This is a genomic window from Bacillus sp. LQ01, assembly GCF_057624735.1.
Window position 1 is genome coordinate 648,656 of record NZ_JBYEZL010000002.1, and the last position, 16,030, is coordinate 664,685.

The 16,030-nt window shown below is 36.4% G+C and carries 15 protein-coding genes; 13 read left to right on the forward strand and 2 right to left on the reverse strand.

Features of this window, described 5'->3' with window-relative positions; all coding sequences use genetic code 11:
* Positions 1-14: 14 nt before the first annotated feature.
* The 11 genes from folD to AC22L0_RS15875 all read left to right on the forward strand — a co-directional run bounded on the left by folD (position 15) and on the right by AC22L0_RS15875 (position 12,321).
* Positions 15-875, forward strand: coding sequence for a bifunctional methylenetetrahydrofolate dehydrogenase/methenyltetrahydrofolate cyclohydrolase FolD (gene folD, locus AC22L0_RS15825; RefSeq protein ID WP_000226732.1), 861 nt, complete (start codon positions 15-17; stop codon positions 873-875).
* Positions 876-901: 26 nt separating this feature from the next.
* Positions 902-2,260 (forward strand): exodeoxyribonuclease VII large subunit, encoded by a 1,359-nt coding sequence (gene xseA, locus AC22L0_RS15830; protein WP_000415249.1) that lies wholly within the window; start codon positions 902-904, stop codon positions 2,258-2,260.
* Positions 2,250-2,480, forward strand: coding sequence for an exodeoxyribonuclease VII small subunit (gene xseB / locus AC22L0_RS15835; RefSeq protein ID WP_000428423.1), 231 nt, complete (start codon positions 2,250-2,252; stop codon positions 2,478-2,480). Before xseA ends, xseB begins: the two co-directional genes overlap by 11 nt.
* Positions 2,480-3,370 carry a (2E,6E)-farnesyl diphosphate synthase gene (gene ispA / locus AC22L0_RS15840; RefSeq protein WP_000150374.1) on the forward strand — a complete coding sequence of 297 codons (891 nt, stop codon included), beginning with the start codon at positions 2,480-2,482 and terminating at the stop codon, positions 3,368-3,370. Before xseB ends, ispA begins: the two co-directional genes overlap by 1 nt.
* Positions 3,371-3,671: 301 nt before the next feature.
* Positions 3,672-5,564, forward strand: a complete 1,893-nt coding sequence (dxs, locus tag AC22L0_RS15845) for a 1-deoxy-D-xylulose-5-phosphate synthase (protein WP_000366454.1) — start codon at positions 3,672-3,674, stop codon at positions 5,562-5,564.
* 3 nt (positions 5,565-5,567) lie between these two features.
* Positions 5,568-6,407: a TlyA family RNA methyltransferase gene (locus AC22L0_RS15850; RefSeq protein ID WP_000111874.1), complete on the forward strand. Its 840-nt coding sequence runs from the start codon at positions 5,568-5,570 to the stop codon at positions 6,405-6,407.
* A gap of 142 nt (positions 6,408-6,549) precedes the next feature.
* On the forward strand, positions 6,550-6,999 hold the full coding sequence (gene argR / locus AC22L0_RS15855; RefSeq protein WP_001032580.1) for an arginine repressor ArgR: 450 nt from the start codon (positions 6,550-6,552) through the stop codon (positions 6,997-6,999).
* Positions 7,000-7,263: 264 nt separating this feature from the next.
* Complete coding sequence (gene recN / locus AC22L0_RS15860) at positions 7,264-9,003, forward strand: DNA repair protein RecN (RefSeq protein WP_000947765.1); 1,740 nt, start codon at positions 7,264-7,266, stop codon at positions 9,001-9,003.
* 118 nt (positions 9,004-9,121) lie between these two features.
* Positions 9,122-10,420, forward strand: a complete 1,299-nt coding sequence (spoIVB, locus tag AC22L0_RS15865) for a SpoIVB peptidase (protein ID WP_087967324.1) — start codon at positions 9,122-9,124, stop codon at positions 10,418-10,420.
* Positions 10,421-10,710: 290 nt separating this feature from the next.
* A complete protein-coding gene (spo0A, locus tag AC22L0_RS15870; RefSeq protein ID WP_021727703.1) occupies positions 10,711-11,505 on the forward strand; it encodes a sporulation transcription factor Spo0A in 795 nt (264 codons plus the stop codon).
* Positions 11,506-11,757: 252 nt separating this feature from the next.
* Positions 11,758-12,321 carry a PRK06770 family protein gene (locus AC22L0_RS15875; protein ID WP_000428232.1) on the forward strand — a complete coding sequence of 188 codons (564 nt, stop codon included), beginning with the start codon at positions 11,758-11,760 and terminating at the stop codon, positions 12,319-12,321.
* Between the two features lie 239 nt (positions 12,322-12,560).
* Here AC22L0_RS15875 and AC22L0_RS15880 read toward each other — a convergent pair whose 3' ends face one another.
* Entirely contained in the window at positions 12,561-12,707 is a 147-nt protein-coding gene (locus AC22L0_RS15880) for a YycC family protein (RefSeq protein ID WP_001247671.1), read from the reverse strand.
* A gap of 50 nt (positions 12,708-12,757) precedes the next feature.
* Between AC22L0_RS15880 and AC22L0_RS15885 the strand changes: the two genes are divergently transcribed.
* Positions 12,758-13,486, forward strand: a complete 729-nt coding sequence (locus AC22L0_RS15885; RefSeq protein ID WP_000172580.1) for a glycerophosphodiester phosphodiesterase — start codon at positions 12,758-12,760, stop codon at positions 13,484-13,486.
* A 49-nt stretch (positions 13,487-13,535) separates the two neighbouring features.
* Here the strand turns inward: AC22L0_RS15885 and AC22L0_RS15890 are convergent, their stop codons facing one another.
* The gene (locus AC22L0_RS15890; protein WP_001190210.1) at positions 13,536-13,769 is read right to left on the reverse strand and encodes a DUF2627 domain-containing protein; all 234 of its coding nucleotides are present in this window, start codon (positions 13,767-13,769) and stop codon (positions 13,536-13,538) included.
* A 137-nt stretch (positions 13,770-13,906) separates the two neighbouring features.
* Between AC22L0_RS15890 and AC22L0_RS15895 the strand changes: the two genes are divergently transcribed.
* Positions 13,907-15,979 (forward strand): sigma-54 interaction domain-containing protein, encoded by a 2,073-nt coding sequence (locus AC22L0_RS15895; RefSeq protein ID WP_000810974.1) that lies wholly within the window; start codon positions 13,907-13,909, stop codon positions 15,977-15,979.
* Positions 15,980-16,030 lie beyond the last annotated feature (51 nt).

A 16,030-nucleotide genomic window follows, 5' to 3' on the forward strand; every position in this document is an offset into this window, starting at 1 on the left:
GGGGGAATCTTAAAATGGTAGCAGTAATCATCAAAGGAAATGAAGTTGCGGAGAAAAAACGAGCACAATTAACAGAAGAAGTTGTGAAGTTGAAAGAGCAAGGTATTGTACCAGGATTAGCAGTTATTTTAGTTGGAGAAGATCCAGCATCTCGTTCTTATGTGAAAGGAAAAGAAAAAGGCTGTGAACAAGTAGGGATTTACTCAGAGCTAATTGAACTTCCTGAAACAATTACTGAGGAACGTTTGCTTGCTGAAATCGATCGCTTAAATGGCGATGACCGTATTAATGGCATATTAGTGCAATTACCTTTACCAAAACATATTGAAGAAAAAGCTATCATTGAAAGAATTTCACCAGAAAAGGATGTAGACGGATTTCACCCAATCAGCGTGGGACGTATGATGACGGGACAAGATACATTCCTTCCATGTACACCGCATGGTATTGTAGAATTAGTAAAAGAAACAAATCTTGATATTTCTGGAAAACATGTAGTAGTAATTGGAAGAAGTAATATTGTCGGTAAACCAGTGGGACAATTGTTTTTAAATGAAAATGCCACTGTAACATATTGTCATTCTAAGACGCAAAATATGAAAGAGTTATCGAAGTTAGCTGATATTTTAATCGTAGCTGTTGGACGACCTAAAATGATAACAGCGGATTATATTAAAGAAGGAGCGGTTGTAATTGACGTTGGTGTTAACCGTTTAGAAACAGGAAAACTTTGTGGTGATGTTGACTTTGACAACGTGTTAGATGTTGCGGGTTACATTACACCTGTGCCAAAGGGTGTTGGTCCAATGACAATCACAATGCTTCTTCATAATACTGTTGAATCTGCCAAACGTGCAGGTGTCGTTTGTAAATAATTTGAGTCGGCTATGAGGAGAGAGAAATGGAGAAGCAATATTTAACCGTTACAGCGTTAACACGCTATATAAAAACAAAAATAGAATATGATCCGCATTTGCAGTCTGTTTGGTTAAAAGGTGAAATTTCCAACTTTAAAAATCATAGCCGTGGCCACATGTATTTTACATTGAAAGATGAAAATGCAAGAATCGCAGCGGTTATGTTTGCGGGCCATAATCGTAATATTAAATTCAAACCTGAAAATGGGATGAAGGTACTCGTGAAAGGGAAAATCTCTGTTTACGAGGCGAGTGGTTCTTATCAAATTTATATTCAAGACATGCAGCCTGACGGAGTCGGGAATTTACATTTAGCGTACGAACAGTTAAAAGTTCGTTTAGAAGAAGAAGGGCTTTTTTCTCAAGTTTATAAAAAAGCGATTCCTCCTTACGCTAAAACAATAGGTGTGATTACGTCGCCAACAGGAGCAGCGATTCGTGATATTATAACAACGATTAAACGTCGTTATCCAATTGGGAATGTTATTGTATTTCCGGTACTTGTACAAGGGGAGTCAGCGGCTCCCTCGATTGTACAAGCGATTCGTACAGCGAATGAAATGGGAGAGATAGATGTACTAATCGTTGGTCGTGGTGGAGGTTCTATTGAGGAATTATGGGCTTTCAATGAGGAAATGGTTGCAAGAGCAATCTTTAAGAGTGAAATTCCTATTATTTCGGCAGTAGGCCATGAAACGGATTTTACAATCGCAGATTTTGTTGCAGATTTACGCGCGCCAACACCGACTGCAGCAGCTGAGCTGGCAGCACCTAACATTATAGAGTTACAAGAAAAGGTATTACAAAGAACTCTGAGATTGCAAAGAGCAATGAGAGAGTTAGTACATAAAAAAGAAGAAAAACTACAAGTGTTGCAAAAATCGTATGCGTTCCGTTATCCAAGACAAGTATATGAGCAAAAGGAAGAGCAATTAGATAGAGCGCTAGAACAGCTTGTTTTAGCGAAAGAGCGCTATATTGATAAAAAGGTGAATCAGTTAAAGCAACTTTCATTTTATTTAGAGAAGCACCACCCATCTCAAAAAATTATGCAAACGAAGGTAGCTGTTGAAACGTTGCAAAAGCAATTACAACGTGAAATGCAAACGTTACTTCAAACGAAAGAATTTGCCTTTGTAAGAGCTGCTCAAAAACTTGAAGCGTTAAGTCCGCTTAAAGTAATGATGAGAGGGTACGGGCTTGTATATGATGAAGAGAAGCAAGTGTTAAAAAGTGTGAAAGATGTAAGCCTTGGAGATGCTGTTTCAGTTCAATTACAAGATGGAATACTAGATTGTAGCGTATCAGGCATAGAGGAGCGTGAATTGAATAATGGAAAATAAATTAAGCTTTGAAGAGGCAATTTCGCAACTTGAGCATCTTGTTTCTAAGCTAGAACAAGGTGACGTACCTTTAGAAGAAGCGATTTCTTATTTTAAAGAAGGTATGGAATTATCTAAGCTTTGTGATGAGAAGCTGAAGAATGTACAAGAACAAATGGCAGTTATTCTTGGGGAAGATGGAGAGCTTGAACCGTTTACTGCTTTAGGAGATGAAGCATAGTGACGATTGCTTTTGATACTTTTTTGAAAGAAAGTAAAACTTTCGTAGAAGAAAAACTTGTAAGCTATGCAAATGAATTACAATGTCCAAATGTACTTCGTGAAGCGATGGCATATTCTTTGGAAGCGGGTGGAAAACGTCTCCGCCCGTTACTTTTGTTTGCAACATTACAAGCGTTTGGGAAAGAAAGAAATCTTGGAGTAGGTGCAGCTTGTGCTCTTGAAATGATTCATACATATTCATTAGTTCATGATGATTTACCTTGTATGGATGATGATGATTTAAGAAGAGGAAAGCCCACAAATCACAAAGTATTTGGTGAAGCGATGGCAGTTTTAGCAGGAGATGGCTTATTGACGTATGCTTTTCAAGTTATTATGGCATATGAGCAAAAAGAAATTTCTGCCGAAAAAAAAGTAAGACTTGTACTTGAACTTGCAAAAGCAGCAGGACCAGAAGGAATGGTTGGCGGACAAGTGGCAGATATGGAAGCTGAAGGGAAACGCCTTACGATTGATGAATTGGAGTACATCCATAAACATAAGACCGGAAAACTGCTTGAATTTGCTGTACTTGCGGGTGCGATACTTTCTGATGCGACAGAAGAGCAAGAAGAAAAGTTGCTTACGTTTGCCAAATATATCGGTCTAGCTTTCCAAATTCGAGATGATATTTTAGATGTCGAAGGAACTGAAGAAGAGATTGGAAAACCGATTGGTAGCGATCTTTCTAATGAAAAGAGCACATATACAACGTTGTTTACTGTAGATAGAGCAAAGGATATTTTAGAAGAAACAATTGCAGAAGCAAAAGGTGCGATTAGTTCCTTGCAATTACAAGATGAATATTTACTATCTATTTGTGATTTGATTGCAAAACGTAATAACTAATATAACAGCGTTTTCATTTGTTGAGTCATTCATCATTTTATGATATAAATGTAGGAAAAGGTTTTTCTTTTCTTGTTATTGGCAAAAATATATGTAGATTACATTGCCGTTATCACTTCGTGTTAGCGGCTATTTTTTTCATCGCCTAAAGAAATATGGTTTATAATAGGATTAGGGCGCAATAGACTGGTTAATAGCGGGACAAGACGAAAAATAGAAAAGAGAATTTCTTGTTTTGTGTAAATGTTTTTTATAATATTTGACATGTTGACAGATTATGAAATGAAAGTGAGTGATCCATGTGGATCTAACGCAAATTCAAAACCCTAGTTTTTTGAAAGATATGTCTATCAGTGAACTAGAGGGATTGAGTGAGGATATTCGTAAGTTTTTAATTGAAGAGCTCTCTCAAACAGGTGGACATATTGCACCTAATTTAGGTGTAGTAGAACTCACAATTGCTCTGCACAAATTATTTGATAGCCCGCAAGATAAATTTTTATGGGATGTAGGACATCAATCCTATGTACATAAAATTTTAACTGGACGTGCGAAAGAGTTTGGTACATTAAGGCAATATCAAGGTCTATGTGGTTTCCCGAAACGTTGCGAGAGTGAGCACGATGTATGGGAAACTGGTCATAGCTCGACTTCGTTATCGGCTGCAATGGGAATGGCTCTGGCACGTGATTTAAAGAAAACGAAAGAATATGTTATACCAATTATTGGAGATGGTGCTTTAACAGGCGGAATGGCTTTAGAGGCATTGAACCATATTGGACATGAAAAAACAGACATGATTGTTATTTTGAATGATAATGAAATGTCAATTGCACCAAACGTTGGTGCGCTTCATAATGTGCTCGGTCGTTTACGTACCGCAGGAAAATATCACTGGGTAAAAGATGAATTAGAGTATATATTAAAGAAAATCCCAGCAGTTGGCGGGAAAGTGGCTGCGACAGCAGAGAAAATAAAAGATAGTCTTAAATATTTACTAGTATCTGGTGTCTTTTTCGAAGAGTTAGGCTTTACATATTTAGGTCCAGTCGATGGGCATGATTATGAAAAGTTATTCGAAACGTTGCAATATGCAAAGAAAACAAAAGGCCCAGTGCTTGTTCACGTTATTACGAAAAAAGGAAAAGGTTATAAACCGGCTGAGAGTGACGTTATTGGAACTTGGCATGGAACAGGACCTTATAAAATTGAATCAGGTGACTTCGTTAAGCCGAAAGAAGTTGCACCAGCATGGAGTGCTGTCGTTAGTGAAACAGTACTTAAGCTAGCGAGAGCGGATGAGCGTATCGTAGCAATTACACCTGCAATGCCTGTTGGATCAAAACTTGAGAAATTCCAAAAAGAATTCCCAGATCGTATGATTGATGTAGGTATTGCAGAACAGCATGCTACAACAATGGCAGCAGGTATGGCAACGCAAGGAATGAAGCCATTCTTAGCGATTTATTCAACATTTTTACAAAGAGCATATGACCAAGTTGTTCATGATATATGCCGCCAAAATTTAAATGTTTTCATCGGAATAGATCGCTCGGGATTAGTAGGAGCAGATGGTGAAACGCATCAAGGCGTATTTGATATCTCATTCTTACGTCACTTGCCGAATATGGTGCTTATGATGCCGAAAGATGAAAATGAAGGGCAACATTTAGTTTATACGGCGATGCAATATGAAGATGGACCAATCGCATTGCGTTATGCTCGCGGTAATGGACTTGGCGTTCATATGGATAAAGAATTAAAGGCGATTCCAATCGGTACGTGGGAGACGTTAAAAGAGGGGACACAAGCAGCTATTTTAACGTTTGGTACGACAATACCAATGGCAATGGAAGCAGCTGAGCGTCTTGAAAAAGCTGGGGTTTCAGTGAAAGTAGTGAATGCTCGCTTTATTAAACCAATGGATGAAGCATATTTACATGATCTTCTAGGAAAGAATATACCGATTTTAACGATTGAAGAAGCTTGTTTAATCGGTGGTTTTGGAACAGGAGTAGTTGAATTTGCATCTGAAAATGGTTACCATAGTGCATTAGTTGAACGAATGGGTATTCCAGACCGCTTCATAGAGCACGGAAGTGTAACAAAATTATTAGAAGAAATTGGTTTAACGACAGATGCTGTTGTAGACCGTATTCATACAATGATTCCATCAAAACAAAAAAGGGCGTAACAAATGAGCGTAAAAAAAGAAAGAGTAGATGTACTATTAGTAGAGCGAGGACTTATAGAAACGCGTGAGAAAGCAAAGCGCGCCATTATGGCCGGACTCGTATATGCAAATGAGATGAGACTTGATAAGCCAGGAGAGAAAATCTCGCAAGACACTGAGATTACGGTGAAGGGACAAGTTATGCCGTATGTAAGTCGTGGTGGTTATAAACTTGAAAAGGCATTAGAGACATTTCATCTTGATTTACAAGATAAAGTTATGATAGATATTGGTTCATCAACTGGTGGCTTTACAGATTGCGCGCTTCAAAATGGAGCGAAATTATCTTATGCATTAGATGTAGGATACAATCAACTAGCGTGGAAATTACGTCAAGATGAGCGTGTTGTTGTAATGGAACGAACAAACTTCCGTTACGTGACACCAGCAGACTTAGAACGTGGTTTACCTCAATTTGCAAGTATTGATGTTTCATTTATATCATTAAAGCTTATACTGCCAGTTTTAAAAACAATGCTTATGCCTAACGGAGATGTAGCAGCGTTAATTAAACCGCAGTTTGAAGCTGGAAGAGAGCAAGTTGGGAAAAAAGGTATCGTTCGTGATAGAAAAGTACATGAAGCTGTTGTAGAAATGATTGTCGAGTTTGCTTTAAAAGAAGGCTATGATGTGGAAGGTTTAACATTCTCACCAATTACGGGTGGGGATGGTAATATTGAATTTTTAATTCATCTGAAATGGCATGGTGAACGTGAGAATGGCGAAAATCATTCTCCGATTTCTATAGAGCAAGTTGTTACAGAAGCGCATGACGTTCTAAAACAAAAAGGGAAAGGGGAATAACATATGTTGTTCCTCTTTTTGCTGTAATTGTATAATGATTGTAAAAACAATTGTGTACAAGAAACGAATTATAAGTTAACATAAATAAGTGAAGTATACCAATGTTTAAACTATGGTAAGAGATAGTGTGAGGTGCAAATGTATGAATAAAGGTCAGCGCCATATTAAAATCAGGGAAATTATTGCAAACAAAGAAATTGAAACACAAGATGAATTAGTTGATATTTTACGTAATGAGGGATTTAATGTAACGCAAGCAACAGTATCGCGCGATATTAAAGAACTGCACTTAGTGAAGGTGCCATTACATGATGGGCGCTATAAATATAGCTTGCCAGCAGATCAACGATTTAACCCGTTACAAAAATTAAAACGAAATCTAGTGGATTCATTTGTAAAATTAGACACGGCAGGACATATGCTTGTGCTAAAAACATTGCCTGGTAACGCTCATTCACTTGGAGCACTTATTGATCATTTAGAGTGGGATGAGATCATCGGAACCATCTGTGGTGATGATACTTGCTTAATTATTTGCCGTACACCTGACGATACAGGTGTTGTCTCTGATCGTTTCTTAAATATGTTGTAACAAAAAATCTTGTTTGCTTTCCATCGTAAAGTGGAAAGTGAACAAGATATTTTTATTGGTTAAAAATATGAATTTTCAATTGTAATATAATATTTTGTTTGCATAAAGTTAAAAAATAGATGGATTGACCCGTAAAACAAATGTTTGGTACAATGAAGCGGGTTAGAAGAGTATATACATACAAATATATAGCATGATTATTTGAATGAAGAACTGAGAAAATCCTTTAGTAAGGGATTATTTTATAACGAGGTGAATGGGGCATTGTTATCGGAATTATCGATTAGAAACTTTGCTATTATTGAAGCATTAAATATTTCTTTTCAAAAAGGTTTAACGGTTTTAAGCGGTGAAACAGGGGCCGGAAAATCGATTATTATTGATGCAATTAGTTTACTTGTAGGTGGCCGTGGGTCAGCAGAATTTGTTCGATATGGAACAGAAAAGGCTGAGATTGAAGGGCTATTTTATGTTGAAGATGAGAAGCATCCATGTATTGAAAAGGCAGAAGAGTTAGATATAGAAATAGAAGATGGTATGATTATTTTAAAGCGTGATATTGCTGCGAACGGGAAGAGTGTATGTCGTGTAAATGGGAAGCTTGTTACACTTAGCATATTAAAAGAAATTGGGAAAACACTTGTTGATATTCATGGACAGCACGAAACGCAAGATTTAATGAATGAAGAACGACATCTGTTTATGCTTGATCACTTTGATGGGGATCGAATCGTTAAACAATTAGACATATATCAAAACGTATACGCTGACTATGAAAAATTAAAAAAACAATTGAAATCGTTAAGTGAAAATGAGCAACAAATGGCACATCGCTTAGATTTAATTCAATTTCAGCACGAGGAAATTCGCAAGGCGGATTTAAAGATGGATGAAGAAAATGAATTAACTGAGGAACGATTGCAAATTTCTAATTTTGAAAAGATTTATAAAGCGTTAGGTGATGCATATCGTTCTTTAAGTGCCGACGGACAAGGATTAGATAATGTAAGAAGTGCAATGGGGCAAATGGAAAGTATTACACATTTAGATGAAGTGTATCAAGAGAATCATGATTCAATTGCAAATAGCTATTACTTATTAGAAGAGGTTGCCTATCAACTGAGGGAAAAGCTCGATATGATGGAATATGATCCAAATCGTTTAGATGAAATTGAAACACGTTTGAATGAAATTCGTATGCTAAAGAGAAAATATGGAAATAATGTAGAAGAGATTTTAGCGTATGCTGATAAAATTGAACAGGAAATTTTTACGATTGAAAATAAAGACGTTCATATTGAAACGACGAAGAAACAGTTGAAGGAATTAGAAAGTGTTATTATGAAAGAAGCAACGTTGTTAAGTAATATGCGTCATGAGCTTGCAGAACACCTTACAAATGCAATTCATCAGGAATTAAAAGAATTATATATGGAAAAAACGAAATTTGAAGTGAGAATTATGAAGAGAGAAGGAAATGCAGAAGAGCCCCTTGTGGAAGGTGCGCCGGTAAGACTTACGGCGGATGGTTACGATCATGTGGAATTTTATATTTCAACGAACCCAGGAGAGCCGCTAAAACCACTTTCAAAGGTTGCTTCTGGCGGAGAGTTATCTCGTATCATTTTAGCTTTAAAAAGCATTTTTTCTAAGCATCAAGGGGTTGCATCTGTTATTTTTGATGAAGTGGATACGGGTGTAAGTGGCCGGGTCGCACAGGCTATTGCGGAAAAAATTTATCGAGTATCAGTAAACTCGCAAGTACTTTGTATTACGCACTTACCTCAAGTAGCTTCAATGGCGGATTCACATTTATTTATTCGAAAACAAGTAGCGAATGATCGGACAATTACATCAGTTACTGTTTTAACTATGGAGGATAAAGTAACAGAAATAGCTCGAATGATTTCTGGTGTGGAAATCACAGATTTAACGACAGAGCATGCGAAAGAATTACTTACGCAAGCGCATCATTTTAAACAGACAGCAGAGGCTATCCAGTAATGGATAGCTTTTTTTCTCAAATGACGATTTCTTAATTCTTCCGGTTATAAATAAAGCACTGCAAGGAGAGATTAAAAAGTGAAGCCAAGAGGCTGAATGTGGGGTAGGAGCGAGGAGAGTGAACAAGTTGAAATTAGAAAAATTTCGAAAAATAATAGGTCTTTGTCTCCTTGTTTCTTTAGTTTTTATTGGATGTTTTAAACCGCTTCGAACGTTTATTTCATCACCGAAACAACTTGTTGTTTTTGAAGGGCAACAATCAGAAATATCATCATTACCAGTTTTCAAAGCTTCATCCACAAATCGTCATGTATTTACAGTGAGTTCGAATGAACAAAAACAAGGACTTATGGTAAATTCTCATCAAAATGGTGAAGCTGATATGGTATTTCAGCTTGCTGGTTTTCCAGTGAAAAAAGTAAATGTGAAAGTGTTAAAAAATTTTAAAGTGATTCCAGGTGGACAATCAATTGGTGTGAAATTAAATACAAAAGGTGTACTTGTTGTAGGCCATCATTTAATTCAAACTGAAAAAGGTAAAATATCTCCTGGTGAAACAGCAGGTGTACAAATTGGAGATATGATTACTGAAATTAATGGTAAAACAATTGAAAGAATGAGTGATGTAGCACCGTTTATTCATAATAGTGGAGAAACAGGTGAACCGCTTAATCTTGTATTGTTAAGAGATGGAAAATATATTCGTACGAAGCTAACTCCACAAAAAGACAACGGTGAATCGTCTTATCGAATTGGCTTGTATATCCGTGATTCGGCAGCTGGAATTGGAACGATGACATTTGTTCATCCAGATTCTATGAAATATGGGGCACTTGGTCATGTTATTTCTGATAATGATACGAAAAAGCCGATTCAAGTCGAAGATGGACAAATTATGCGCTCGACAGTTACATCAATTGAAAGAGGTAGTCATGGGAATCCAGGGGAGAAATTAGCAAGATTCTCACCAGACCGTGAAGTGATTGGCAATATTACAATTAATAGTCCATATGGTATTTTTGGAAAATTAAATACGAATATGAAAAACGGTATAATGGATAAAGCAATGCCTATCGCATTATCTCATCAAGTAAAAGAAGGACCGGCAAAAATATTAACAGTTATTGATCAAGATAAAGTAGAAGCGTTTGATATTGAAGTTGTTAGTACAGTGCAGCAAAAATTCCCAGCCACAAAGGGTATGGTAATAAAAGTAACAGATAAACGTCTATTAGCGAAAACGGGCGGTATCGTACAAGGAATGAGCGGAAGTCCAATTGTACAAAATGGAAAAGTAATTGGTGCTGTTACACATGTATTTGTAAATGATCCAACATCAGGATATGGTGTTCATATTGAATGGATGTTACATCAAGCTGGAATTAATATTTATGATCAAGAGAAAAAAGCGAGCTAATATATATTATTAGCTCGCTTTTTCTGTTGAAAAATTCGTTGAAATTTTGTAAAAGCTCCGCAAGAGGTGTTTTTTGTTGTAAAATAAAAGGAAAGGGTTGAACGTTTCGTTGTATTTCTATGATGGAATGTGTTGCGAAAGGGAATAAATGAACGATAAACATATTTTTTTGTGATTTTATCGGAAAGTAAGAAACTTTAAAAGGGAATTTTCACACAATTGTCGAACAATTCATGTAGCCTAGAAGGATACACATGTCGGAGAATCGATTCGGTAAGGGAGGAAAAGCTGTGGAGAAAATTAAAGTATGTCTTGTGGATGATAATAAAGAACTAGTATCAATGTTAGAGAGCTATGTAGCCGCTCAAGATGATATGGAAGTAATCGGTACTGCTTATAATGGTCAAGAGTGTTTAAACTTATTAACAGATAAGCAACCTGATGTACTCGTTTTAGACATTATTATGCCACACTTAGATGGTTTAGCTGTATTGGAGAAAATGCGACATATTGAAAGGTTAAAACAGCCTAGCGTAATTATGTTGACAGCATTTGGCCAAGAAGATGTGACGAAAAAAGCAGTTGACTTAGGTGCCTCATATTTCATATTAAAACCATTTGATATGGAGAATTTAACGAGTCATATTCGTCAAGTGAGTGGTAAAGCAAACACTATGATTAAGCGTCCACTACCATCATTCCGATCAGCCACAACAGTAGATGGAAAACCGAAAAACTTAGATGCGAGTATTACGAGTATCATTCATGAAATTGGTGTACCCGCTCATATTAAAGGATATATGTATTTACGAGAAGCAATCTCCATGGTATACAATGATATCGAATTATTAGGATCGATTACGAAAGTATTGTATCCAGATATCGCAAAGAAATATAATACAACAGCAAGCCGTGTGGAGCGCGCAATTCGTCACGCAATTGAAGTAGCTTGGAGCCGTGGGAATATTGATTCTATTTCGTCCTTATTCGGTTATACAGTATCCATGTCAAAAGCAAAACCTACGAATTCTGAGTTTATCGCAATGGTTGCGGATAAGCTGAGACTTGAACATAAAGCTAGTTGAGAGTAAAAGTAGTAAGGGATTTAAGCTTTAGTAAAGCTTAATAATTCTTGAAATTGATACTCGATATCAAATTTAAAACCAATGAACTTTTTATTTAAAGACCAATGAATGTTATAATTCGTTGGTCTTTTTATTTTGTTGAGAAAAAGAGATTATTTGATAGTATGGAAAATAAAACCTATTTTTAGTAATATTACATGTAAGTGAGTTTTTTATAAGGTAATAAAATAGATATAGATAGGGAGAAGGGGAATGGAAAATAAAATTTCAACTTGGCTAGGAATAGTAGCAGCTATGGGAGTTCTTGCTATTGCAGTTACATTTGGAATGTTAGAACTTGCAGATAATCCCGTAGATAAAGAAGTGAGTGCTCAAATAGATAAAAAAGAAGACCAAACAATAGTAGGTAGAGAGGTAGATGGGGTCTTTGTTGATGTGTATGTTACTGAAAATTCTACTGAAAGCGAAGTCATTACAGCGATGCATCGCATGACTCATCAAAAAGTGGTGGCAGAACGAAAATCGGGCTCTATCCCAATGATTCAAAGTAATACTAAAAAATTAAAAGAAATTATAAATAAGAGTAGCTTTGCGAAGAAAAATGAACTTTTAGCAATTGCTGATAGATGGGCGAAAAAAGATTTTAGTAAAATTGTAGAAGATCACAATTATTTCTCAGATGCTCAAGAAGATAGCGTTTGTAAAGCAACTAGAGCAATGGATGCGTTAGAAGAGCAACATTATATTTTAACTACATTCGGGGAGGAAAAAGCGAAAGAACTATACGAATCAGGGGATGCTCCGCACGTTCAATAAAAACAATATAAAGGGCTTCTAGTTTTTTTATGATCGTGTTTTTAGGACGCAATGGGGACTTATAAATAAATGGTCTGCTTTCTTTATGACGTGTAACAAAAAAGAAAAGATGTGATTCATTATTAAATGATGAAGGAACGGCTAAATCACATCGTAGTACATCTGTTAAAGGATTTTAGTAGGAAAGGCATCCGTGATATAATAGAAAATAATAAAAAGTCCTGCAAAACAGGACTGTATTATTCTTCGTCTTTATTTTGTTTTTCTAATTCAACTAGTTTTTGAATTAAAATGTGCTGCGGCATATGCATGAGTTGTTCAAGTGGAACACCTAGTGCTTTTGATAAGCGGACTGCAGTATCTGGAGAGATTTGTAATGGTCTCATAGAAGTACCTCCTTTTTCGTATAGTATAGCATAAGATTGGGGGAGTGAGGATGACTCTTATATTTGCACATCGTGGTGCGGCTGGAACGTACCCAGAAAATACAATGATTTCATTTGAAGCAGCTGAGTCTTTTAGAGCGGATGGAATTGAACTTGATGTTCAATTAACGAAAGATGGAAAAGTTGTCGTCATTCACGATGAAACGGTGGACCGGACAACAAATGGAAAAGGTGCGGTTCGGAATTATGTATATGAGGACTTATGCAAGTTAGATGCAAGTTATAAATTTGGTGATAAAGTAGGTTTTTGTAAAATACCACTTTTAGAAGAGGTATTAGAATGGCTTGAACAAACGAGTTTGCTACTTAATATTGAACTTAAAAATAATAAAATTCCATACAGAGGTTTAGAGGAAGAAGTTATAACGCTTGTACGGAAATTTAGTCTAGAGGATCGTGTTATATTTTCTTCGTTTAATCACTACAGTATGAAACGGTGCCATATGATGGCTCCTGATATTCAAACAGCAATTTTATATCGCGAAGGTTTGCATAGTCCGTGGGCATACGCGAAAAAAATGGGGGCTACAGCAGTACATCCGAATTATCGTTATCTTCAAGATGCTATTGCCGAACTAACGATGGAAAGTGGTGTAGAAGTTCGCCCTTATACAATTAATGAAGAAACGCTTATGCGTAAATATTTTGATATGAATATATCGGCGATTATTACTGATTACCCTGAAACGGCAAGAACGTTATTGCCAATAAAAAAATGAGACCGCGTGTAACGGTCTCATTTTTTTATTTATAAATAGTGGGGTATTCCTATCTTCTAAAGCGAGCTTGTACTTTATTTCGTTTGCGATCTCGGTGCAAGACGAAGCCACCAAAGATATAAAACCCGAGCGCGAAGCAGAGAGCGCCGATTAAAAATTGTAACCACAGTATAGAAATTGGTGGAAATAGAATCCCGAATACAGTATCTCTCATTAACTTTATACCAAACACAGCTAATGAAATAGGGATGAGTGCTAATAGTAGAGCAACGTAACGCTGCATGCATAACGCTCCTTTTCAGATTATTTCGTATATTTTAATGATGTTATACGGAAAGGGGGTTTGTCAAGAGGGTGCTGAACGAGTAAGATAAGGGTGTGAAAAAATTTGCAGAGTTACTTCGAGAGGAAGTGTAATATATGAAACAAAAAGTATTAATTGTTGGTGCAGGTGAAGGCGGGAGCGCGCTGCTGAATCTGTTACAAAGTTCGAATATATTTCAAATTATAGGGATTATTGATATAAATCCGTTGGCAAAAGGACTACAAATTGCTAAGGAATACGGGATTGCAATTGGAGAAAGTGTAACTCCATTTCTTTCTATGCATATCGATGTAATATTTGATATGACAGGTGAAGATGATGTACATAAAGTTTTATTAGAAAAAAAGAAAAAAGACACTCTTCTTATACCAGGTGATATCGCAAAAATTGTTACAGGATTAGCGCATGAGAAGGAAGGGCTAATTGGGCGGTTAGAGGAACAGACGCAACAAGGAGAATTAATTTTAAATTCTACACATGACGGCATGATTGTAATTGATCGAGAGGGACAAGTTCGTCTTTTTAATAAAAGTGCAGAGCGTATTATCGGATATAAAAAAGAAGAGGCGATAGGAAAGTATATTTTAGAAGTCATTCCAACTAGTAAATTACTTCGCATTATACGTACGAAACAAATAGAAGTAAATTATGAACTGACATTAGAGAATGGAAAGAAAATTATTACAACGCGTATTCCAATATTAAAAGAAGGAGGAGAGGTACAAGGGGCATTTGCAATTTTTAAAGATATAACAGAAGTTGTAGATCTTGCGGAAGAAGTTACAGACTTAAAAGAAATTCAAACACTATTAGAGGCAATTATTAACTCATCTGAAGAAGCGATTTCGGTTGTGGATGAAAAAGGAAGAGGTTTAGTCATTAACCCAGCATATACGAAATTAACGGGTTTAACAGAAGAAGATATTATTGGGAAGCCTGCTACAACTGATATTGTAGAAGGCGAAAGTATGCATATGAAAGTACTTCGAACGCGTCGTGCGGTGCGCGGAATACATATGAAGATTGGGCAAAAAAAGCGAGATGTAATTGTAAACGTAGCACCAGTTATTGTGGATGGAATATTGAAAGGAAGCGTCGGTGTTATCCGTGACGTGTCGGAAATTCAAAAATTAACAAATGAATTGAATAGAGCAAGGCAAATTATTCGTACATTAGAAGCAAAATATTCATTTGATGATATTGTCGGAAATTCAGATGAAACAACGGCAGCTATCGAACAGGCGAAGCTAGGAGCGAATACACCAGCAACAGTACTGTTACGCGGGGAATCTGGGACTGGTAAAGAATTGTTTGCACATGCAATCCATAATGGAAGTAATCGAAAATACAATAAGTTCGTCCGTGTAAACTGTGCGGCCATTTCGGAGACGTTGTTAGAAAGTGAATTATTTGGTTATGAGGAAGGGGCGTTTTCTGGAGCGAAAAGAGGCGGGAAACGTGGGTTCTTTGAGGAAGCGAATAACGGTAGTATTTTTTTAGATGAAATAGGGGAGTTGTCTGCAAATACACAAGCGAAACTCCTTCGTGTATTGCAGGAAAAAGAAATTGTAAAAGTTGGTGGAACGAAAGCGATACCTATTAATGTTCGAGTAATTGCAGCGACACATGTGAATTTAGAAAAGGCTATTCTAGAAGGGAAGTTTAGGGAGGATTTATATTATCGATTAAATAAAATTCCAATTCAAATTCCATCTCTTCGTCAACGTAAAGGAGATATACCGACAATTGCGGACAGATTGATTCAAAAAATTAATCAAGATTACGGTCGTAATGTAGAAGGGCTCACTGATTCAGCCGTTTTATATTTACAATCATACGAATGGCCAGGAAATGTGAGGGAACTTGAAAATATTTTGGGGAGAGCTATTATCTTTATGAATTATAACGAGACCTATATTGATGTACACCATTTACCGCCATTACATAACGAAGAGCAGGTGGAGTCAAAGCAATCTCATTTATTACCTGAATTAGAAGAAAAGCCACTTGAACATTTAGTGACAGAGTTTGAAGGGAATATTATTTATGAATATTTGGAGAGATTTGATGGGAATAAAACACAAACTGCAAAAGCGTTAGGAATTTCCGTTCGAAATTTATATTACAAGCTAGAAAAGTATGACCATGCAAAAAATAGCATGCAATAAATTGCGTACTGTGCAATTTATTGCATGGTATACAAAAAGCGACAAAATAAG